We start from the raw sequence: 22,430 nt of genomic DNA, 5'->3' as shown, positions 1-22,430 counted from the left end.
AAAATATGAATAACGAAAAAGCCCTGTTTATGTTAAACATAAACAGGGCTTTTATCAGATTGATTTGTGCTTAATGACAGCTTAGTTGCGTTCATCTTTTAACTCAATAGACACATGCCACTCCGTGATATCAATCTCATGACAGTTATTACCCTCGCCATTGATACGATCAATAACTAAGAAATCACTGTCACGCCCAAGCGCGAGTAGAGGGTGATGCCAGACATTAGCATCGTACTGTACACCTTGATGAGATTTTGCATAAAACACTGCTAGGTCATCAGGCGACTGCGGCGGCACACCAGCTTTAGCAACTACGACGATATAGTCTTGGCCTTCCATAGATACAAATGCTTGTGTCCCAAGCGGATGATATTCCATGACCGAAAGGGCAATCGGATTCTCACGCTTTTTGGCTCGAAAGATACTCATGCCAACTGCACCACCGTCTAGTTTACTTTCGGCAAGTGCATGATGACGAACCGCATAGCTATTATTGATCTCATAAGTATTATCAGCGGTTTGCTCATTATCACTATAGCGCTCGATGACCGAGCCATAGGGGGCAAAGTTTGCCTTGGTCAAAGGCTTAGCCGTTAGTGTGACATTCATTATTCAGCCTCTTTGCTATCAATATCAATATCAATATCAGTACCATTGTCAGTATTAGCCTCAGCAATTTTGCCATACACGCGTACACGGCTGATACCACCATCTGGGAAGATATTGACCCGAATATGGGTGATAGGCTGGTCTATCTCAAGCTTATCTTTACTAAAAGTATGAACGTCGTCAGCATTGGTTTTTTGCGGCTCAAGCAGGGTTTCCCAAAACATACTCTGAGTCACTAAAGTTTGCTCTGGTGTATTTGGTGAGTAGACGGCTTGGATCGATACTTTATCAGGATAGTTGCCTTTAAAGTGGGCAGTATCTATCTCGATGGAATCAACGATACCTGCTTGACCTAACGCGATGATGCACCAGTCATTACCTGGCTCACGGCGACGGCGGGTCTCCCAACCATCACCCATATTAGGCGCTTTAGTTGGTAGTAGTAAATTACTAGCAGCACCAAAATGTGCATCGTTACTAGCAATCGCACGACCACCGTTTAACGCGCCAGCCAAGTCAAGCGTCTCGCCTTGTATGTTTAGGCTGGCATCAAGTTGGATATCACCATAGACACGTATTCGGGCAACGCCGCCATCTGGATAGATGTTTAAACGAATATGGGTCACCGTTGGCTCATGATCAATCTCGATAAGCTTATGATTGTGACCTTGCAACGGGGTCATACCCACTAGCGCCTGCCAATTTTTGTTGTCCCAATCTTCTTTGCTTAGACTGGTAAGTTCAGTTTCATCTTGCTGCAGTAGCTCTGGCGCGTACAAGGCATCGACACTGGCGGAAGATGGGAAATTACCTGTAAAGTGACTGGTATCAATATCGAGACCAGTCACTTTGGTTGGGCGTGCCAGTTGAATCACTAAATAGTCGTAACCCAAGTGGCGTTTACGACGTGTTTCCCAGCCGTCCATCCATTTACCATTGTCATCGAATTTGCCTACGATAAAGATAGGCGCATCAGGATTTAAGATCCGGCTTTTATCTGCAAAGAAATCATCGGTGGCGAATAGTGATTTTGCACCCAAGCGACTGTCAGCGACGTTTGATTTTTTGGTAAATGCTGGCAGGGTATCAGGTAGATTATTTGCGGAGATAATTTGTCCAACTTCTGAAGTGTGTTGACTCACAATGATTCCTTTTTTAATAATGGTGTTTATTAATAACGTATGGCTTATTTTATATATTAATCTATGCCAATTCGCACTCGCTCAGCTAAGCAGAACGAGTACTAGGACGATAGCCTAGCTTACATCCAGTTGGAAGTATTTTCTGACGTGGCAGGATGGTTTTCATACCAGTGCTTGGCGATATCATCACGGCGGCATATCCATACGTCGGGCTTAGCGGTGATATATTGCAAAAATTGTTTTAGCGCTTTGATGCGTCCTGCACGCCCGATAATGCGACAATGCAAGCCAATAGTCAGCATTTTAGGGGTGTGTGCGCCTTCTTCGTATAAGGTGTCAAAGCTGTCTTTGAGATATTGATAAAATGGTTCAGCGTGGGTGAATCCTGGGCTAGAAGAAAAACGCATGTCATTGGTCTCGAGGCTATAAGGTATGACCAAATGCGGCTTGCGCGTGATCAGATTGCCATCTTGGACCTTTACATTGAGCCAATATGGTAACTCATCACCGTACGAGTCAGAGTCATAGGTATAGCCACCTTGTTCAGCGACCAGTTCACGAGTATTTGGACTATCGCGTCCTGTATACCAACCAAGAGGTTGGCCACCGAGCATGCGTTTAAATATTTGGGTGGCACAGCGAATGTGTTCGCGCTCAGTCTCACGGTACATATCCTGATAAGTGATCCAGCGTAAACCATGACTGGCAATCTCATGACCATCTTCTAATACACGCTCGATGATATGCGGGGTCTTTTCAGCAGCGGCGGCACAGGTAAACGTGGTGATAGGAATACCATAATCTTTAAAGACATCTAACACACGCCACACGCCGACACGGCTACCGTACTCAAAAGCAGATTCAATAGACTGGTGACGGTTGTTAAATTCTGGCGTGCCTAAAATATCAGACAAAAAACGCTCTGATTGTCCATCGCCATGGATGACGCTATTTTCTGCACCTTCTTCGATGTTTAATACAAACTGTACGGCGATTTTTGCGCCACCTGGCCAGTTCGCTTTTGGTGGATTGCCAGCGTAGCCTTTTAGGTCACGAGGATATGTGCTCAGATCAAAGTCACTGGTAATTTTTTTGCTCATTATCTATATTCCTATATCGCTTAGAGCCTTAGATATTTACTAAAATATTGCTCGTGAAGGACAGTTATTTTTTATCACAAATTAAAGTGACGATGCATAGGCTACGAGCTGTTGGCGCTCGGCATCCGTCAACTGAGTAATATTACCAAGCGGCATATAGCCAGTCTGTACCGCAGTGACGATTTTCGCTTTATGTATTTTTAGGTCTTCTGGTGTCTGCAAAATGATTCCTGCTGGCGGTGCGGCGAAGCCTTGCTGTGTTGGCTGCACCGCATGACAGGTGCTACAGCGCGTATGCACGACATCCATCATAGCGTCATCTGCTGATGCGCTCACGGGTACGGCTTCGGCAGTGGCAGTATCATTGTTAACACCATTAGTAGCATTACTATTAGAATTGGTATTAGCGTTAGCAACAGCATCAGTGCTTGAGTTAGTAGTCGCGCTTGTAGCTGGCGGCGTGCTATCAGTTGTCGTAGGTGCTACTGAAGTAGTAGCAGGCATTGCTGGCGCTGGCTCAATCGGCTCAGGTCGCATCCAGATAATTAATAATACAGTTAATACGGCTGGAATGACCAAGTAGCGCGGTTTTTTATGACCCAAATGCTTTTGGTTAAAGTAATGACGGGCAGTCGCGGTGATGATACCGACGAAGACCAATACCAACCAACCTTTCTCATGAGCATACATCATTGGGTAATGGTTGCTGATCATGGTAAAAATCAGCGGTAGGGTAAAGTAGTTATTCATCAGTGAGCGATTTTTGGCTTGTAATGCCAATTCAGCCACTTCTTTACCTGGTTTTTCGCCGCGACGCACACAGTCAACGAGCGCACGCTGAGCCGGCATGATACCGAAGAATACGTTACCTACCATCACCGTGCCCAAGATGGCACCGATATGAATAAACGAAGCGCGATCACTAAACAGCTGATAAGAGCCCCAGCTCGCGATGACCAGCAAGATAAAAATCAAGGTACTAAAGATAAACGCGTTTTTACCCAAATGACTGCGTACGATCACTTCATAAATGAAGTAACTGCCAAATAAGAAAAGCAAGCTGGTGGCAATGGCACCGATACTAGTAAACGGCACTTTGCTTGGGTCAATTAGGTAGGCAGTTGCATTGGCATAATAGACGATAGACATCATCGCCGCACCTGTCAGCCAAGTGGTATAAGCTTCCCATTTAAACCAATGTAGCGTCTTTGGCATCTCTTCGGGTTCGAGTTTGTATTTGGCAATCTCATAAAACCCGCCGCCATGGACGGCCCAAAGATCACCCGAAATGCCTTTGTCTGTTTTCCACTGTGGCGGTTTGCGTAGACTTAGATCTAGCCACACAAAATAAAACGATGCACCAATCCATGCCACCCCAGCGATAACATGAAACCATCGGAAAAATAAACTCAACCATTCGAGAAGATAGGCGCCCATGTAATAAATGTCCTTTAATATGACAGTGTTTTAATAAAATGTCTTGGTAATTTCTTTTGATAGTATTTCTTGAACACTAATAACAAAGCAGAGAGCTAAACAGCGCCAAAGCTACGATCCGCGATAGGTACTATAACCGTGCGCACTAAGCAGAAGTGGCACGTGATAATGACTGGCATCGTTTACTACAAAGTCGATAACCACTTGCGGGTAAAATGCTGTCAGCTGCTGAGCATTAAAATAAGACTGAGTATCAAACGTTACGGTATAGCGGCCAATATTTAGCTGATGCTCTGTGCTATCGATGGCTGTATCAAACTGCCAAGCGTCTGGTGTGACACGGCCATCACTATTGGTTGTGCCATGCGCTAGTAATGTGGCGGCACCGTTGTCTCGTATGCGGTGTAAGGTAACGGCGACATCAGCCGCAGGTTTGCCAAGATGAGTGTCTAAGATATGTGATGATAGGGTGGCAGACATAATGCTTCCTTTAAATTTGTGAGAAATATAAATAGGATAAAAATGCTAGTCTAACTCTGCGACTACTATTTGCCTGTCTAAGCATTGTCTAGTAGTTTGTTTAAACGTAGACGCGTAATTTTATTTTGCTCAGCGGCTGCATTGAGCAGTTCAGTGGCACGATCATTAGGCAGGCGCGCTAATAACAGATCCAGCATTTGCTGCGCGCTTTTACCCGTCGCAAAGACAATAAAAATAAAACCAAATTTATCGAGATAGTCTCGATTGCCTTTGGCAAGTGCTTTGAGCACCTCATCTGCTGCATCGTTAGCGCCTGATTGTTCGTGTGCAGCGCTACTTTGTGTGTTGCGGTATTTTTCTTTTAGAGATGCCACGTTACCGATTTGCGGATGCCCATCAAACGCTTCTGATAGGCTAGCCTCATCGTTTTGTACTTTGTCCCAGATAGCGTCGCTACTTGCTAACAGTACATCAAAGTCTGCAAAAGGGCGGGCGACTGCAAGTTTATAGGCCCAGCTTTTACTGGTGCAGCAAGTCAATAGCTGAGCGATGGCGACTTCTTGTGATAAATCGTTGAATTGCGCTAAGGTTAAGCTCACGATGACATCCTTTTCTAATAGGGTAGCCCGTTATCTGTATTGGGCGATAAATGTTTGATAGAGGTTTATACCTTATGATTATTTGCATAAACTTATAGGTACAAGCAGTAATTTTGATAAGTAGCGGTTGCTTCAGCTTCATAGATGATTTGATTAAGCTAGCAGCTATTAATTGGCTTGAAAACAAAAGCCAGTAATCTATGTGTTCGTAGTCAGACCTTTAGCACTTATATACGCTTTGCATAATTTCAAGTTATAGTGAACTGACAATATGAAACAGATTTGCTAAGGAAACACTGATATTTTAGCCGTCCAAAACGTATGGCAAGAAGTGATTAATGACGGCGTAATTGATTTACAGTTCCCATTTTGCTAAAACCTGACTAATTGGTCAACTGTTTTATGCGAAATATTTTTATTTAACAGGTTATGCTGATCAAATCTATGTATTTATACAAGAATACACAGCAAAATATAGCGACTATTTTGTCGAACCTGTCTCTTAAAGTGAGATACCACTGCTATGACTCAAAATAATCAAAAGGAAGAAACCTCAGTGACTGATACGCCCTCGCACCGTAGCCAACAAGCCATTCGCGCACAGAACCAAGCGCTTATCTTAGCGGCAGCTGAAGAAGAGTTTGTGCTCCAAAGCTATCGCGGCGCTACGATGCAGGGTATTGCCGATAGAGCAGGCTTGCCTAAAGCCAATGTTCACTACTACTTTAAAAACAAAAAGAATCTCTACATGGCAGTGCTGCGTTCGATCATTCAAGAATGGAACGAAGGTTTGGTAACCATTACAGTAGATAGCGACCCAAAAACAGTCATCGAAAAATTCGTCCGTACCAAGCTACATCAAGCCTTTGTCAATCCAAGTCGCCATAAATTGTTTGCGATTGAAGTTATCGGCGGTGCACCGCATTTGCATGAATTTATGTCCACTACGATGAAGGAGTGGGTACACGATAAAGCACAGGTAATGAAAGAGTGGCACAAGCAAGGCAAAATTGGGATTACTGATCCTCTCCAACTACTGATTTTGATTTGGGCGACTACCCAACGTTATGCTGAATTCGAGATTGAAATCGTTGGATTAATGGATAAGACGGCGTATGACGCAGCAGATGAAGCACGTGCGGCAGACTTTCTGGTGCCTTTTATTTTAAAAGGCTGTGGCCTTGAATAATGACAAGGTACCTATTTGACAGGGTGCCTATTTAATAAGTCAGGTGCTTAATCAGCGAAGTGCACAGATTATTTCTATTTTTCTGTGCACCTCGTTTACGGCGAAACACTTCGATATGTTCAGCCCTAGCTTGTGTTTAGCATTAAGCGACTTCTTGCGTTGGTTCTAATTTGTCTTTTGCATGCTGTGCTTTGGTATCAAACTCGATGCCATAGTTTTGAGGTAAAATCATATCAAGGGTGATGGCCACAATCCCTGCCATTGTTACCGCTGAGCCAAAGATATTCTGAAAGAACTGGGGCGTTTGTGACAGTACATCAGGGACAAAGGCGATACCCGTTGCCAGACCCAGTGAGGTGGCAATGATTAAGACATTACGATGCGTGAATTGCACGGTAGATAAGATACGAATACCAGCAGTCGCTACCGTCGCAAACATCAGTAGCGTGACGCCGCCAACAACAGGCTTCGGTAATTGGGTAAAAATAGCACCAAGGACAGGGAATAGCCCCATCAGGCATAAGAGGCCGCCAACATAGAAACCCACGTAGCGACTGGCAATACCCGTCATTTGGATCACACCGTTGTTTTGGCTAAAGGTTGTCACAGGGAAGGTATTGAATACCGCCGCAATCAGAGAGTTAACACCATCTCCTAGTACGCCGCCTTTGATGCGTTTCTCATAGAGAGGGCCTTTGATCGGTTCACCTGATATCATTGAGGTAGCGGTCAAATCACCCGAGGTCTCAATACTGGTAATGATGTACATAAAGGCAATGGGAATAAATGCCTGCCAATCAAAACCAAAACCATATTTGAAGGGAATGGGAACGGTGAAAAAATCCGCTTCAGACACCAATGAAAAATCGATACGTCCCATAAATACGGCCGCGATAAGGCCGAGCATCAAACCGATAAAGATGGCGCTTGAGCGAATGACTTTATTATTGATGATGCTAATCAGTACGACACTTGCCAGCACACCACCGCCCAAGAGTAAGTTCGGAATACTACCAAAATCTTCAGCACCAAACCCGCCCGCTAAGTCGGTCAGACCTACCTTGGTTAATGACAAACCAATCGTGACAATCACGCAGCCTGTAACAATAGGACTCATAAAGGACTTGAGTTTGGTAATAAATTGACTCAAAAATATCTCAACAAATGCACCGAGAAATGAAACACCAAAAATAACGGATAAAATCTCTTCTGGACCACCGCCGCGGTTTTTTACCACAAATCCTGCTGTCAGTACCGCTGCCAAAAATCCAAAACTGGTACCTTGTAACGCCATGAGACCAGAGCCAACAGGACCTACTTTACGGGTCTGAATAAAGGTTGCGACGCCAGATACTATCAATGACATACTGAGAAGGTAGGGGATATGCTCTCCTAAACCTAATGTGCCACCTATGATAAGAGAGGGTGTGATAATACCTACAAACGCTGCAAGTACGTGCTGTATAGCACCTAAAAAAGCTTTAATGGGGGTAGGACGGTCATGCAGTCTATACAGTAAGTCGGTATTCGCTGGAACGTTTTCACTCATGGTGGTTTCCTCCTAAAATAACTGCTTAGCACCCGCTTAACTGTAGATATCAGACAATGTGGTAGATCACGAGATCAAAGTTTTAATCCAATCTTTAATTTGTTTTTTTATCGATGTAAACAATAGGGGTACGAATCCGTCTGTAAGATAAGTAATAAAAATAGCTAATATATGTTGGCTAAAATTTGAACAACCTGACCAATTAGTCAGGTATATTTAGGATATAGGTAAAATACAAGTCATTGCAATGTTTTTTTTGGTACTAGTGCATTTACAGGTTTGTTACGAAGGAGGGAGGGTTAGGTAACATTGGAAAGTAGATCAAAGATGAGGGGGACTGACTATTGAGAACAAATAAGTACTAAGATCTATCGCCATCTCTACTACTGTTTTTTAATCAAAAAAAAGCCCCAACCATAACGACTATGATTGGGGCATTTCAATTTTGCTTGCTTGATATTTATTCTACTATACCAAAATTGCTACTTTAGTGGTCGACCAGTTATTTTGGGCTTGATGACCATACAGGTGAGCGGATAACACCTTGTCCTGATTTACCAAACGCTTCGCCACCATTGAGAGATTTGATGGTCAGTACGCCTTTGCCGCCTTGGGTCGATGCGTAGACCACGCGTTTACCGTTTGGTGAGAAGCTTGGTGCTTCATCAATACCTGTATTGCCAAGATTGGTAGTGACCGCACCATTACTATTCATAATAGCTGCTGAGCGCCCACTCAAAAAGGCAATTTGTGTACCGTCACTGCTAAACTGTGGGCTGGTTGCATAACCACCGTTTGATACTTTAGTGGTTTGTCCCGTGGCAAACTCGTAGCGATAGACTTGCGGCTTATTAAAGCCAGTCTTATCACTGACAAAAACGAAAGATTTGCCGTCTGGTGCATAGCTTGGTTGTACTTCACTACTTGGTAAATTAGTGAGCCTTCTAGGTGTACCGCCGCTGGCGCTCATCTCATAGATATCAGCGCTACCTTCAAAGCTGCTAGAGAATAATATCTTGCTGCCATCAGGAGAGAACGAGGGGCTTAGGTTGCTACCTGAAAAAGGCGTCAGGGCAGTTGCGCCGCCGCCACTGACGTTTTGCACGTAGATGACGGGATATGATTTTTCACGTTGTACTGAGTAGGCGATACGGTTGCCATCAGGTGACCATGCTGGTGAAAAAATAGAGCCTGCGACTTCAGTAATGGTTCTAGCATTTTCGCCATCAGCATCCATCACCTTGAGACGAGAGATCTTTTGCTTGCCAGTTCCTGTTTCTTCAATATAAGCAATGCGTCCTGAGAAGTCTCCTGGAATACCAGTAATCAGCTCGTATACTTTGTCTGCGATGACATGACCAGCATAACGCATACTTTCTCTATTGTTGTCAGCAGTTAGGCTTTGCTTGCCTTCTATCACACGACCAGATTTAACATCGATGACTTCATAATCGGTGATTATTTTGCCACGATTGGTACGCGTACTGCCGACGACCAGATACGGTATACCCATGCTTTGCCAAACAGGTAATGTACCTGTCAGCTCTTTACTACTGTGCGGCTGCTGCGGCAGATCTTGATTGGTTACTTTTAACTCGGTTTTACTCAAGTCATTTAATACAATCGGTGATAAGACAGAGTCACCTGCAAACGATACAAACGCGACTTGGTTTTGCTGAACAGGAATCTCATAGTCCAATTCTAGTACAACAGGTGCAGCGAGCACGCTTTGCGATATTAGCAATGCTGAGGTACTGGCGAGTAATGAGACTAGTAGTTTTTTGTGGGTACGCATGAGTAAAGGGAGCTCCTAAAATTAGTATGATATTCATTTTTTATTTAATGAGACAAGCATCTAGATGAGGCAGCAACCTATGCGAGACAAGCCGCTTAACGTCACGTTACCAATATTATAAGGACCTAGCAACTGATTAATTGCTGCCTTTAAACTGTATGGTAAAAGTCGGGTATTTAGGGTCATCAGCATCAATTGGGAGACTGCCAGTATTGAGTACCGCTTGTCTTGCCGCTTCGTTGACCGTGCTATCAGGTCCAGAGGCGGACACATTGATCACATCGCCATTTGCATTGACAGTGATGGTCAGGGTGGCGCGTTGAGTAGAACCCCGCGCGGCGGTAGGCGGCGTATAGTTGCGCTTAATTAAGTTGATAATTTCGCTGTTGCTGGCACCGCGACTGCCACTGGATGCAGAGCGGCTACTGCCCTTGGACGTACTAGAGGTTGACGTATCACCAGACATAGTAGACTGCCCATCTGATAGGCTAAAGGTTTTTCCTGCATTGCCAGAGCCAGCAGTATCAATCTCAATATTGCGATCGCTAGCAGTGGGACGTTTTATCTTTGGTGGGTTGTTTTGCTTTTGACGAAACTCTCCCAGCCTTTTTTGTTCTTCTATGAGCTGATCACGTTTGCTTTGATCGACTTGGTCAAGCTCTTCCATAGCGGACTCGTCTAGTTGTGCTGCCCACTCAGCCATTTTGCGCTCATACTCTTGATTTTGCTCAAGCAGACGTTGTTGATGGTCTTCGCTCATCAGTATGGGTTGACCAGCTGGCTCCTCAGATCGTGTAAATACAGGCACGCGCTGAGAGCTTGACTGACTTGAATTTTGCGCACTGACGCTACTACCAGATATTTCTGGCTGGGCACTACTAGACGAGTCGCTAGTGCTACTATCCATCTGCATTGCGCTAGCTGCTGCACGGTTGGCCAGTATTTGTCCTTGCATTTCAGCAAGTTGCTCAGGGGATACCATGACCGTCTCAATACTACCAGCAATCTCAATTTCAGTGGTTTGATAGTTATAAACCAGTATGCCAATGACAAGGCCATGCGCCAGTAAGCTTAGCAACGTCGGCAGTGTTAGCCCGTTGCTTTCTGGTTCGGTAGGTACATAGACGGCAGGAGCATTATGCATGGTAAGGATACTCATGAACGTGATTTGTCAGATGGATTACTAGGATTGGCTATTATGATATAAGACATTTACTAAGGGACGCTTATCACTATAAAGAAGGCGTGGGTAGTGGTGCGCCAGTCAGTAAACCCACCTTTTCGATACCTGCTTGTTGCAAAGTTGCCATGAGCGTCATGATGGCACCGTACTGATTGTTTTGGTCGGCATTGATCATCACCTGTACTGGATCAGCATTACTATTATCGCTCTGAGACTGCAGGTTAGATAATGTATTAATCAGCTCAGGCTCACTTACAGGCACGTCGACATTACTTTCATAACTTATAAAAATATCACCTTTATCAGTCAACGAGACAATCACAGGTAACTGGCTTTGACTCATAGTATTGGTTTGCTCTTTCGGCAGATCAACATCGACACCTGTAATCAGCATCGGTGCTGTCACCATAAATATCACCAGTAGCACCAGCATGACGTCAATGTAAGGTACGACGTTCATTTCTGCATTAAGGGCTTTTTTTTCACGGCCGTAGGGGTTTGGTTTCATAGCCCTGTCACCTGACCTGCATTAACTTGGGTTTCTTTGCTAATAGGTGCTTGTACGCTGGTCTCACGCTGTAGCATGCCTGTCATCTCATCACAAAATAAGGCGCGCGAGTCATATAGTCGGCTCGATTTTGCTGTGAAGTGGTTGTATGCCAATACCGCAGGGATAGCGGCAAACAAACCCATAGCTGTGGCAATCAGTGCTTCCGCGATACCGGGCGCTACCGAGGCGAGGGTAGCTTGCTCAGTTTGAGACAGTCCCAAAAAGGCATTCATGATGCCCCACACTGTACCGAACAATCCGATGTACGGAGCAACGGAGCCAATGCTGGCTAGCGTCGTCAGTCCTGACTCTAGCAATTGTTGCTGACGACCTAAGCCGACGCGTAGCTTGCGTTCAACACCATCGATAATGTCGTCTTTAGGTTGACGCTTTTTATGCATTCTTAGGTATTCTGAAAAGCCCACATAAAAAATCTGCTCAAGTCCTTGACGATCAGGAGAACCCTGAATGCCTTGGTATAGCTTGGCTAAGTCTTCGCCTGACCAAAACCAAGTCTCAAACTGTTGATCAAAGTTTTTGGCTGTACCAAGTCGCGCACTCATGCGAAAGATAATAACCCAACTGAGTAAAGAGGCTACTAACAATAGTGCCATCACAATCTGCACCAATAGACTGGCTTGGGTAATAAGATCGACAATATTTAATGATTCAGGCATGTAATGGACTCACGAATAATTGATAACAGCTGGCTGGAATAGTGATATCCGAACCAGACAACCCATAAACAAACATTATTTACTTTTTAGTATTTAATACGCAGCACGTTTCTTCACTAAAAATTTGTAACTGTGCTTAGAAAAATGCTGCAACAGTAAGTATCGCGATTTAGGTATCGGTATAATAACCCCCTAGTTTACTTCTAAATGAGAGAAAGGTCATTATTAATGTGTTAAACGACTATTTGGTTGGGCTGCTATTGATTCATTCAATAGTTAGTTGGATAACATGAATAATGACCGAGCAAACACTTATTACCTAAAACTCATGACTCAAACCGAATGTTAAATTAACAGCGAATAGAAAGTAGTTTTTCGAATAGCGTCGAGCAGCATGACTATATATAGCTTTTCATGTGGCTTTTCTGACCGATAGTCTTGAAGTCTCTCAAAATCCTATTTTGTACGAGATAGATATTATCAACGATTGAGTTTGTAAGATAACTGGTCTAATATGTTACGCTTTGTTACTACATTATTCTTATTGTGGCATCGTTATTTTTTCGCTGAGGTCATGTTTAATTTTAGGTAATGATGACTTTTTATTATCCAGTCGGGGGCGACACTTATGAATGCAATTGAACGCTATTTTGGGATTAATGGTGAAAATACCACGATCAAAACAGAAATCATCGCTGGTATAACCACGTTCTTGACGATGGCTTATATTATCTTTGTCAACCCTAACGTCTTAGCCGATGCGGGTATGGATAAAGGGGCAGTATTTGTAGCGACCTGTATAGCAGCAGCAGTAGGTTGTTTCATCATGGGTATCTACGCCCGACTACCAGTTGCGCTCGCACCAGGTATGGGTCTTAATGCCTTCTTTACCTATGGTGTGGTGCTTGGTATGGGCTACGCATGGCAGACAGCGCTAGGTGCGGTGTTCTTGTCTGGTTGTATCTTCGTACTATTGAGTCTATTTAAGATTCGTGAAGCAATCATTAATGCCATTCCAACGTCTCTCAAAAACGGCGTAGTTGCTGGTATTGGTGCATTTTTGGCGTTTATTGCGTTGCAAAGCGCAGGCATCATCGTCAATCATGATGCAACCTTAGTTGGTCTTGGTGACATGACATCATTCGGTTCTGTCATGGCTTCACTAGGTTTTGTTGTTATCATTGGCCTGTCTTACAAGAGAGTCCCAGGTGCGGTAACCATTGGTATTTTATTGGTTGCACTGATTAGCTTATTAATGGGCTATACACAGTTCACAGGTATCATCTCTTCACCGCCTTCTATTGCACCGACGCTTATGCAGTTAGATATTGCTGGTGCATTTGATGTGGGCATGATCAGTGTGATCTTTGCCTTCTTATTTGTCGATTTGTTTGATACTGCTGGTACTTTGATTGCTACCACTAGCCAAGCAAAGCTAACGGACAAAGATGGCAATATCCCGAACATGGGCAAAGCACTACTCGCTGATTCAACAGCGACAGTAGCAGGTTCTTTACTAGGTACTTCATCGACGACCAGTTATATTGAAAGTATCTCTGGTATCGCCTCAGGTGGGCGTACAGGCTTGATGGCTGTTACGGTAGGTGTGCTATTCCTGTTCAGTATCTTCTTCTCGCCATTAGCAGGTATGATTCCAGCTTATGCAACGGCTGGCGCTATCTTTTATGTAGCCGTACTTATGATGGGTACCCTAAAGGACATTAATTGGAGCGACTTAACAGAAGCAGCACCAGTGGTCGTGGTATTGCTATTCACACCGCTTACATACTCTATCGCTGACGGTATCGCACTTGGTTTTATTACCTTTACGGCTGTAAAAGCAATTGCAGGCAAGTTTGCAGATATCAGTATCGCTGTTTGGATTTTGACTGCTATATTGTTGTTCAAGATTATCTTCTTATAATGCAACGCATTGTGAGACATTAGATAGCGTCTTAAACAAAAACCCTCTTTATCAGCTGATGATAAAGAGGGTTTTTTTGTCAGTATTATAAGACTATCGTCTTAATTTAATCCCGATATTCTTATGGTTAATGTTTAGTATTTCTGATAGCAGTATTAAGTAGGGTGATGCCAAACTATGGGCAATAGTAAACAAAAAAACGTAACCAAAGCGTCATGACCAATAAAGTGCTTGTAAGTTATTGTTATTTAGATATATATTAATTTATGAAAATAATGAATTTCGTTAGTTTGAAAAAAACTTTCGTGATATTATAGCCGAGTTAAGCGCATCACCTCAATCAACGCCGTAGAGGTTTTTCTTACAGTGAATTAGCATCATAAAAGATGACAGATTTGTGATTATTAGAGCGATTTTTCGGTTCAATAAGGCGATATTTGGTCATCACACTCCTTTCACTACTAACAAGAAGAAGGCACTAATGCCGCTTAGCTTTTCGTTGTTGCCTTTGTATTGTTAACGTAGCCCGTTTAACAGTCGAACGACCTACTTAACCGTCTCCAGCCTATGCTGGATTTTTAGTTTTGTGATGGCGCCGTTTGGTCTTTTGATTATTGCTGTGAATATCCGTCAATAACCCCTATTTTTTAATAGCGGTTATGAGCAGTTATACAGAACGATCAGACTTCCTAAAGCACCATTTATTATGGTTTTTAAACGATAGTTATGGAGTTATTATGAACCCAGTAGACCAGTTTACCCCGCAAGAGCCGATCTTGTTTAATCCTGTTGATATGCTGTCGCCTGAGTATCTCGCCCAGTCAGCAGAAGCGCTAAATAAACGTATTTCGCCGCTATATAGCGCCGATGAAGAACGTTGGTTGTCTGAGTTATTGCCACTTGCCAAACCCAGTATAGAAGAACGCGATGCTGCTGCTGAGCAAACGCGCAAACTGGTCGAGCACGTGCGTAATGATGGTAAAGCCGTCAAGATGGTTGACTCATTATTGCTCGAGTATAGCCTTGATACCCAAGAAGGTATCTTGCTCATGAGCTTGGCAGAAGCTTTGATTCGAGTGCCAGACAATTATACTGCTGATGCATTGATTCATGACAAAATGAGTGTGGCAGATTGGAAAAAGCACATCAAAAATGACAACGGCTTTATGGTCAATGCTTCTACTTGGGGCATGATGATGACTGGTCGCGTTGTCAGTATTGACAGCAGCACCACTGCATCAGGTTTCTTGGATCGCATGACTAAAAAGATGGGTGAGCCTGTCATTCGCAGTGCGATGCAAAAAGCCATGCGTATCATGGGTCATCAGTTTGTATTGGGCGAGACCATCGAAGACGCCAATAAAAACAGCCAGCCATATCGTAACAGAGGCTATACCTATTCATTTGATATGTTAGGCGAAGCGGCCATCACGCATAAAGATGCGGAAAAATACTTCAACGACTATCTACATGCGATCAGAGCCACGGCGAACGTAAAAGTCAAAGAAGGCATGCCAAAGCCGTCAGTGTCTATCAAATTATCAGCACTGCATCCTCGCTATGAAGCCACGCAAGAAGCGCAAGTAATGGGCTTATTGCGTCAGCGCTGCCTGCTATTGATTGAAGCGGCACGTGAAGTCAATGTCGATATCAGTATTGATGCTGAAGAAGCAGATCGCCTTGAGATTTCTCTAAAACTGTTTGAGTCTTTGTACCGCGATAATTTAACGGCGGACTGGGATGGTTTAGGTATCGTTGTACAAGGGTACTCTAAACGCGCAATCGCTGTATTAGCGTGGCTTGCTCGTTTGTCTACTGAAGTCGGTGATCGTATTCCAGTACGCCTGGTAAAAGGCGCTTACTGGGATACTGAGATCAAACTTGCTCAGCAAAAAGGTCTATCAGGCTATCCCGTTTGGACACGTAAAGAAGGTACGGATACTGCATACCTTGCTTGTGCGCGCTTCTTATTATCAGACCATCTGCGCGGCCTAATCTGGCCACAGTTTGCCACGCATAATGCGCATACACTGTCTTCAATCATGACCATGACTGCACATAGAGATTTTGAGTTCCAACGTCTGCACGGCATGGGCGATGCGCTTTATGATCATATTTTGCAAGCTTATGAGATTCCTGTACGTATCTATGCGCCAGTAGGCGCGCATAAAGACTTGCTACCGTACTTGGTACGCCGCTTGCTTGAGAACGGTGCCAACAGCTCGTTTGTTCATCAGTTGCTAGACAAGTCTTACCCAATCGAAAAGCTAACAGTGCATCCATACGACAAGCTGCTTGGTAATGCAACATTGCACAATCCAGACATCCCGTTACCGTTAGAGATTTACGGTGAACGTCGTGCAAGTTTTGGCCCTAATATCTTTGTAGAGTCACAATGGTTACCGTTCAAATCAGCTATTGATAGCCATCTACACAAAACATGGTCAGCAACCTCTATCATTAATGGTAAAGCTGTTGATACCTACGAAGTAGATGGTCAAACGAATCAACTTGATACGCAGACTGTACTTGCGCCTTGGAACCATGAAGTTAGTGCTGGTAAAGTAACTTATGCTAACGCTGAAGTGGCTCGCCAAGCGATTGACGTTGCTGTTGCTGGTCAAGATGTATGGAAAAATGTACCAGCTGCTAAGCGTGCTGAGATATTACGTAAGATTGCTGAGCTATACGAAGAGAACTACGCTGAACTAATGGCACTATGCCAAGTTGAAGCGGGCAAAACCATGCAAGACGGTATTGATGAAATCAAAGAAGCTGTTGATTTCTGTCGTTTCTATGCTGACGAAGCAGAGCGCCTAGATGATGTCGTGCATGAGTTTACAGACTTGGCTGGCAAGCAGTCTCGTCAAGTGTATAAAGCACGCGGTACTTTCGTTTGTATCAGTCCATGGAACTTCCCATTGGCTATTTATACGGGACAGATTGTAGCTGCACTTGCTGCAGGTAACACGGTAGTAGCGAAACCTGCTGAACAAACCAGTTTGGTAGCTCACTTTGGTGCACAGTTGATGTATCAAGCGGGTATACCAGTAGAAGCATTGCAATTGGTCATTGGTGCAGGCGACGTAGGTGGTGCTTTGACGGCGGCTGACAATATCGCAGGTGTGATATTTACAGGCTCTACTCAAACAGCCCAACGTATCAACCAAAGCCTAAACGACCATGCTCAAACCAGTGGCGAATTGCCTGTCTTTATCGCTGAGACTGGCGGTCAAAACGCAATGATCGTTGACTCAACAGCATTGCCAGAGCAAGTCGTTAGAGATGCGGTACTATCAGCATTTGGTTCAGCAGGTCAGCGTTGTTCAGCTTGTCGCATATTGTGTGTACAAGAAGAGATGGCGGATGATTTAATCGAGCTGTTGCAAGGTAATATGGCTGAGCTGTCTGTAGGTAATCCTCTATATGCTGCGACAGATGTAGGTCCAGTAATTGATGCAGATGCTAAGCATGGTTTAGAGGCGCACATCGAACGTATGAGTGCTGAGCCGACTGCTACCATTTTGGCACAGACGCCAATGAGCTCAAGCTCAGTTGTTAGTCAAGAGAAGTCTACCTTTGTATTGCCAACCGCAATCGAAGTGAAAAGCATCGATGTGATCGGTGGTGAGCACTTTGGCCCAATTCTACACGTACTTCGTTATCAAGCGCGTGATTTGAATAAGCTGATTGATGCTATCAACAACACAGGCTTTGGTTTGACCTTAGGTATTCATAGCCGTATCGAAAATACTGTTGAGCACATTGAGCATCGTGCCTTTGTCGGTAACACTTACATCAACCGTAACCAAATCGGCGCGGTCGTAAACGTACAGCCATTCGGCGGTTGTGGCCTATCTGGTACTGGCCCTAAAGCTGGTGGCCCGCACTATGTCGCGCGTCTGATGCAACTTAGCTCAGAAACAGTCAACGCTGAACAGTCAGCTGCTCATATGACTGCGACCGAAACCCAAACTACCACTCAAACAGAACTCGCATAAGGAGTAGCAACATGGCGACTGAATTCAAAAAAAATCATGCCCAGGTTTGTGAATCTTGGCGATTACTCGGCGCAGTCAACCGTGCAACGTATCTACAAGCAGCCATTCCAAAACTGGCATTGCTCACTGGTGATGCCAATAAAGCAAAGCGTTTATTCAACCATTTGTTGAGCGCTGCGCCTAGTTTGGATGAGATGCATCGTATGACAGGGGCAACAGGCGAGTCTAATGACTTGTATGTGACTGGTCGTGGTAAAACCATGGTTATCGGCGGCGAAACTGCTAGAGCCATGGCAGTATTAGGTCAGCTTATCGCGGCACTCCTAACAGGTAATGAAGTTATATTGCATTGCCCAAGCCAAGATGAGATGTGTAATGAAGCTGCTAAGATACTGCACGACACAGGTATCAGCGAAGATGTATTGAGTGTGGCTAACGATTCGCAAACTGTGACGCTTTTATATATCGATCGTCTAGCACAAGTGGCTGTCTCTGGTAGCCGCAGCGAAGTGCAAGCCATCAGTCAAGAGCTTGCCAATACTGACGGTATTTTGACACAGGTTATCAGTGTCACTGATATGGAAGGCTTGTCAGAAATGCTAACGCCTGACTACCTACATCGTTTTGTCACTGAGCGAGTCAAGACTATCAATACCACAGCAATCGGTGGTAACGCGAGCTTGCTTGAGCTTGGTACAGAGTAGAATCACTGCATTAATTACGAATCCGCTTCGCTTTTATATCAACTTTTATAAAGGCTAAGCGGTGTTTGGTAGCGCTAGAATTACCAAACCAGTGATTGCATAAAATGTATAAGAAAAAACCGCTATCTGAGTAATTATCAGATAGCGGTTTTTTTTGTTTATGCTGTTTAACTGAAGCCTGATGACAGGATGTTATTCAGCAATATCAACCCATACCCAGCCGTTCTCTAGCCATTCGCTCAAATCATCTGCATCAACATCGGTGACGTCGCTATGTTGTAATGCTTCACCATTGGCCAAGCGTACTAGTACTGCTATCGCCGATTCATCAAGCCCATCGATACGTTGACCATTAGCATACAGTACAGTGCCATCATCGGTCTGGCTATAGAGTAGGCGGTTGCTATAGTCCGCCTGCAATGTGGCCCCTTCTGATAGGGCCTGTATTAGCTCATCGGTATCTAACGTCTCTTCTGGCATCAGCGCATCATATTGGCGTTTACTAACCACTTCAGAAACTGCTTGGCGAATCATATCATCACCGCGATCAGATTGTAGCATTTCTAGCAATTGCGCCTTGATAGCGGCAATACTATCTGCTTGCAATTCACCTGACGCTTGTAGCGCTTGCGGTAGTAGCATCGGGATAAATAGCTTGCTGTCGTTAGTCGCAATATCGGCCACACTATCGATGATTTGCATCAGGTTTGGACGGCGGCAACCAAATGAAAAAGTCAGACAGTCATCTTGTGCTACACCGAAATGTGATAATTTAGGCGGTACATAAAGCACATCACCCGCTTCTAGTATCTCATCAAAAATAAGCTCGCCCATGTCGTCAAATAAACGAAGCGGCTCATCAGCAACAAATTCTGTCTGGTCATCACAGAATTTGCCTAACTGCCAACGTCTAGAGCCGTATCCTTGTGCCAAAAACACATCGTAGTCGTCATAATGCTTACCGACCGAACCACCTGCTGGTGCGTAAGAGACCATGATATCGTCACGCTGCCATTGCGGAATAAAGTCAAATGCTTGCCACAACTGACCAAGTTCTGGTGACCATTGTTCAAGATTTTGTACCAATACGGTCCATTGCTCTGGTAGGTTTTCAAAATCAGTCTCACTCAGTGGGCTTTTTTTGAGTTGCCACTGTGCCTGACCTTCTTTTTTACTGGCTGCTTGTGTCAGCAGTCTTGCACTAGCATCTTCTTCAAGTGCAAGACCAATCATGTCATCTGGCTCAAACATATCAACTAGCTGCGGCAACCCTTGTTTGATAAGCAGTGGCTTCTTTTGCCAATATTCAGTCAGGAATTGCTCAGGCGTGATAGAGTCGGGTAAACAAAGAGGAATAGAAGTCATTGATAAATCCATATTTTGGCGGTGTACAAGATTAATAATAAGGGATGCTTTATAGGAAGGTTTTAATAGTTTAAGATTGTCATCTATTTGATGTCTATTATTTTGGTGACGTTTATATAGTACATATAAGCAATAACGATTATCAAAATAATAGCTGTCAGCAGAGCACCCACTCAATCGTAGGAACGTTATGAAAAATCTGCATTTTGTTGTCATCATCGCTAGCGTATTTTTGCTACAGGCCTGTGTCCATAAAATTGTCACAGTACCCGCAAAAATCGCTTATAAAACTACCAAAGGCGTGGTCAAAGGAACCGTTGCTGTGGGTAAAGCTATCATACCGGGCGACAGTGATGACGATGATGATAAAAAATAAAACCTTACTTATCGACTATGGGTTTTGAATCAAAAGCAATCGAATCAAAACCAGTCATAGTATTCAAAGTAAGGTTACTGTTTATTTAGACAATAGCTATCAAGATAGGAGCGAGTAAATAATACTAGGCGCTCCTACCTTTCTAGTCCGATCTTATTACAAGTATACTCTTATCAGTTATTACAGCTTGGCAATCCATTCTTTAATAGCGCGTGCTTGCTCAGCGGCATTACCGATATAAGTAGCAGGCGTCAATGCACGTAGACGTTCTTTGTCCACATCACTAACTGCTGATAGCTCATCACTTTCGACAAACGTTAGCATGGCTTCACGAGTCATGGCATTACCACGAGTCAAGGCTTTTAGCTTTTCATACGGGTTTTCAACACGGTAGCGACGCATGACCGTTTGAATCGGTTCTGCCAACACTTCTTGTGCTTGATTCAAATCATCATTTAAACGCTGTGCATTTAGCTCAAGTTTACCCACGCCTTTTAAGCAAGCGTCAAACGCAATGATGCTCTGTGCTAGGCCAACACCGATATTACGTAATACGGTTGAGTCCGATAGGTCACGCTGCATACGTGAAATTGGTAGCTTCTCACCCAAATGTGCCAGCATCGCATTGGCAACGCCTAAGTTACCTTCAGAGTTTTCAAAGTCAATTGGATTAACTTTATGCGGCATGGTAGAAGATCCAACTTCACCATCTTTAAGGCGCTGTTTAAAATAGCCTAAGCTAATATATTGCCAAATATCACGGTTGAAGTCGATCAAGATTGTATTGAAGCGTTTAACAGCATCAAACAACTCAGCGATATAATCGTGCGGCTCAATCTGAGTCGTATAGGGGTTAAACGTTAACTCTAAACGCTGATTGATGAATGATTCAGCGTGAGTCTGCCAGTCAACATCAGGGTATGCTGAAAAATGGGCATTGTAGTTACCAACGGCGCCGTTGATTTTACCTAATAGCTCTACTTGATTGATTTGCTTGATTTGACGGGCTAGGCGATAGGCTACGTTTGCCATCTCTTTACCCAGTGTCGTTGGACTGGCTGTCTGACCATGTGTACGTGATAACATTGGCTGATCAGCGTGAGCAATAGATAAGTCAACGATACTATCAGTCACTTGCTGCATTTTGGCAACGACTAACTCGCGGCTGTCTTTGAGCATCAATGCATATGATAGGTTATTGATATCTTCACTGGTACAAGCAAAGTGAATGAACTCAAGTGAGTCAATCAAGGCATCCTGACCACGGAACTTGTCTTTGATAAAGTACTCAACCGCTTTTACATCGTGATTGGTCGTCGCTTCGATGTCTTTGATAGCTTGAGCATCCGCTTCGCTAAAGTCATCAACGATTGCATTCAAAAAAGCGTTGGTCTGGTCATCAAATGCTGCTAATTCACCAATTGCGCTGTTGTCAGCTAAAGACTGCAACCAGCGAATCTCTACCGTAACGCGAGCTTTGATTAGACCAAATTCAGATAAATAAGGACGTAAGCTGTCAGCCTTTGATGCGTAACGGCCATCAATTGGAGAGAGAGCGGTAAGTGGGGTCATGGTTATGCCTCAGTAGTTATGAAATAAAAAACTGCAAGAGTCTAGATAAAAAATTACCATATAATAAACGACGTCGAAATCGTTGCGCGTAATATAGCAGAAATATGATATTAAAAAAGCGGTCTATGCAAATAAAGCGATGTTGGCCCTCGTTAAAATTATGTTATTCACTGCG

Annotated in this window: 18 protein-coding genes; 5 read left to right on the top strand and 13 right to left on the bottom strand. The window is 43.9% G+C overall.

Features of this window, described 5'->3' with window-relative positions:
- Positions 1 to 81: 81 nt before the first annotated feature.
- From HCZ91_RS00640 to uraD, 6 genes are all read right to left on the bottom strand, one after another.
- Positions 82 to 612, bottom strand: a complete 531-nt coding sequence (locus HCZ91_RS00640; protein WP_179797331.1) for an ureidoglycolate lyase — start codon at positions 610 to 612, stop codon at positions 82 to 84.
- On the bottom strand, positions 612 to 1,721 hold the full coding sequence (alc, locus tag HCZ91_RS00635) for an allantoicase (RefSeq protein ID WP_179797487.1): 1,110 nt from the start codon (positions 1,719 to 1,721) through the stop codon (positions 612 to 614). The genes HCZ91_RS00640 and alc overlap by 1 nt, the downstream gene beginning before the upstream one ends.
- A gap of 152 nt (positions 1,722 to 1,873) precedes the next feature.
- Positions 1,874 to 2,854, bottom strand: coding sequence for an allantoinase PuuE (puuE, locus tag HCZ91_RS00630; protein ID WP_179797329.1), 981 nt, complete (start codon positions 2,852 to 2,854; stop codon positions 1,874 to 1,876).
- A gap of 81 nt (positions 2,855 to 2,935) precedes the next feature.
- A complete protein-coding gene (locus HCZ91_RS00625) occupies positions 2,936 to 4,291 on the bottom strand; it encodes a urate hydroxylase PuuD (protein WP_179797327.1) in 1,356 nt (451 codons plus the stop codon).
- Positions 4,292 to 4,402: 111 nt separating this feature from the next.
- On the bottom strand, positions 4,403 to 4,771 hold the full coding sequence (uraH, locus tag HCZ91_RS00620) for a hydroxyisourate hydrolase (protein WP_101204799.1): 369 nt from the start codon (positions 4,769 to 4,771) through the stop codon (positions 4,403 to 4,405).
- A gap of 77 nt (positions 4,772 to 4,848) precedes the next feature.
- Positions 4,849 to 5,370: a 2-oxo-4-hydroxy-4-carboxy-5-ureidoimidazoline decarboxylase gene (gene uraD, locus HCZ91_RS00615; protein ID WP_179797325.1), complete on the bottom strand. Its 522-nt coding sequence runs from the start codon at positions 5,368 to 5,370 to the stop codon at positions 4,849 to 4,851.
- Between the two features lie 523 nt (positions 5,371 to 5,893).
- Between uraD and HCZ91_RS00610 the strand changes: the two genes are divergently transcribed.
- A complete protein-coding gene (locus HCZ91_RS00610; RefSeq protein WP_102092158.1) occupies positions 5,894 to 6,559 on the top strand; it encodes a TetR family transcriptional regulator C-terminal domain-containing protein in 666 nt (221 codons plus the stop codon).
- Between the two features lie 142 nt (positions 6,560 to 6,701).
- On the opposite strand, the gene HCZ91_RS00605 is transcribed toward HCZ91_RS00610, so the two are convergent.
- The 5 genes from HCZ91_RS00605 to tolQ form a co-directional block, all read right to left on the bottom strand.
- Entirely contained in the window at positions 6,702 to 8,108 is a 1,407-nt protein-coding gene (locus tag HCZ91_RS00605; RefSeq protein WP_179797323.1) for a nucleobase:cation symporter-2 family protein, read from the bottom strand.
- A gap of 502 nt (positions 8,109 to 8,610) precedes the next feature.
- Positions 8,611 to 9,903 carry a PD40 domain-containing protein gene (locus tag HCZ91_RS00600; protein ID WP_179797321.1) on the bottom strand — a complete coding sequence of 431 codons (1,293 nt, stop codon included), beginning with the start codon at positions 9,901 to 9,903 and terminating at the stop codon, positions 8,611 to 8,613.
- A 136-nt stretch (positions 9,904 to 10,039) separates the two neighbouring features.
- Entirely contained in the window at positions 10,040 to 11,062 is a 1,023-nt protein-coding gene (locus HCZ91_RS00595; RefSeq protein ID WP_257019922.1) for a cell envelope integrity protein TolA, read from the bottom strand.
- A 73-nt stretch (positions 11,063 to 11,135) separates the two neighbouring features.
- Positions 11,136 to 11,594, bottom strand: coding sequence for a protein TolR (gene tolR, locus HCZ91_RS00590; RefSeq protein WP_179797319.1), 459 nt, complete (start codon positions 11,592 to 11,594; stop codon positions 11,136 to 11,138).
- The gene (tolQ, locus tag HCZ91_RS00585) at positions 11,591 to 12,313 is read right to left on the bottom strand and encodes a protein TolQ (RefSeq protein WP_179797317.1); all 723 of its coding nucleotides are present in this window, start codon (positions 12,311 to 12,313) and stop codon (positions 11,591 to 11,593) included. Before tolQ ends, tolR begins: the two co-directional genes overlap by 4 nt.
- 628 nt (positions 12,314 to 12,941) lie before the next feature.
- Here tolQ and HCZ91_RS00580 point away from each other — a divergent pair.
- From HCZ91_RS00580 to HCZ91_RS00570, 3 genes are all read left to right on the top strand, one after another.
- Positions 12,942 to 14,237: an NCS2 family permease gene (locus tag HCZ91_RS00580; protein WP_179797315.1), complete on the top strand. Its 1,296-nt coding sequence runs from the start codon at positions 12,942 to 12,944 to the stop codon at positions 14,235 to 14,237.
- Positions 14,238 to 14,974: 737 nt separating this feature from the next.
- Complete coding sequence (putA, locus tag HCZ91_RS00575) at positions 14,975 to 18,238, top strand: bifunctional proline dehydrogenase/L-glutamate gamma-semialdehyde dehydrogenase PutA (protein ID WP_179797313.1); 3,264 nt, start codon at positions 14,975 to 14,977, stop codon at positions 18,236 to 18,238.
- A gap of 11 nt (positions 18,239 to 18,249) precedes the next feature.
- The gene (locus HCZ91_RS00570) at positions 18,250 to 18,942 is read left to right on the top strand and encodes a 1-pyrroline-5-carboxylate dehydrogenase (RefSeq protein WP_101204808.1); all 693 of its coding nucleotides are present in this window, start codon (positions 18,250 to 18,252) and stop codon (positions 18,940 to 18,942) included.
- 192 nt (positions 18,943 to 19,134) lie between these two features.
- Here HCZ91_RS00570 and HCZ91_RS00565 read toward each other — a convergent pair whose 3' ends face one another.
- Positions 19,135 to 20,307: a cupin domain-containing protein gene (locus HCZ91_RS00565; RefSeq protein WP_179797311.1), complete on the bottom strand. Its 1,173-nt coding sequence runs from the start codon at positions 20,305 to 20,307 to the stop codon at positions 19,135 to 19,137.
- Between the two features lie 190 nt (positions 20,308 to 20,497).
- On the opposite strand from HCZ91_RS00565, the gene HCZ91_RS00560 reads away from it, so the two are divergent.
- A complete protein-coding gene (locus HCZ91_RS00560) occupies positions 20,498 to 20,683 on the top strand; it encodes an NF038104 family lipoprotein (RefSeq protein WP_179797309.1) in 186 nt (61 codons plus the stop codon).
- 180 nt (positions 20,684 to 20,863) lie between these two features.
- Here the strand turns inward: HCZ91_RS00560 and purB are convergent, their stop codons facing one another.
- Positions 20,864 to 22,255 (bottom strand): adenylosuccinate lyase, encoded by a 1,392-nt coding sequence (gene purB / locus HCZ91_RS00555; protein ID WP_179797307.1) that lies wholly within the window; start codon positions 22,253 to 22,255, stop codon positions 20,864 to 20,866.
- Positions 22,256 to 22,430 lie beyond the last annotated feature (175 nt).

The sequence above is a fragment of the Psychrobacter sp. BI730 genome (assembly GCF_013414195.1).
In the GTDB taxonomy this organism is placed as follows: domain Bacteria; phylum Pseudomonadota; class Gammaproteobacteria; order Pseudomonadales; family Moraxellaceae; genus Psychrobacter.
Note: the sequence above shows the minus strand (reverse complement) of the source record. Positions and strands in the feature narration are given on the sequence as shown.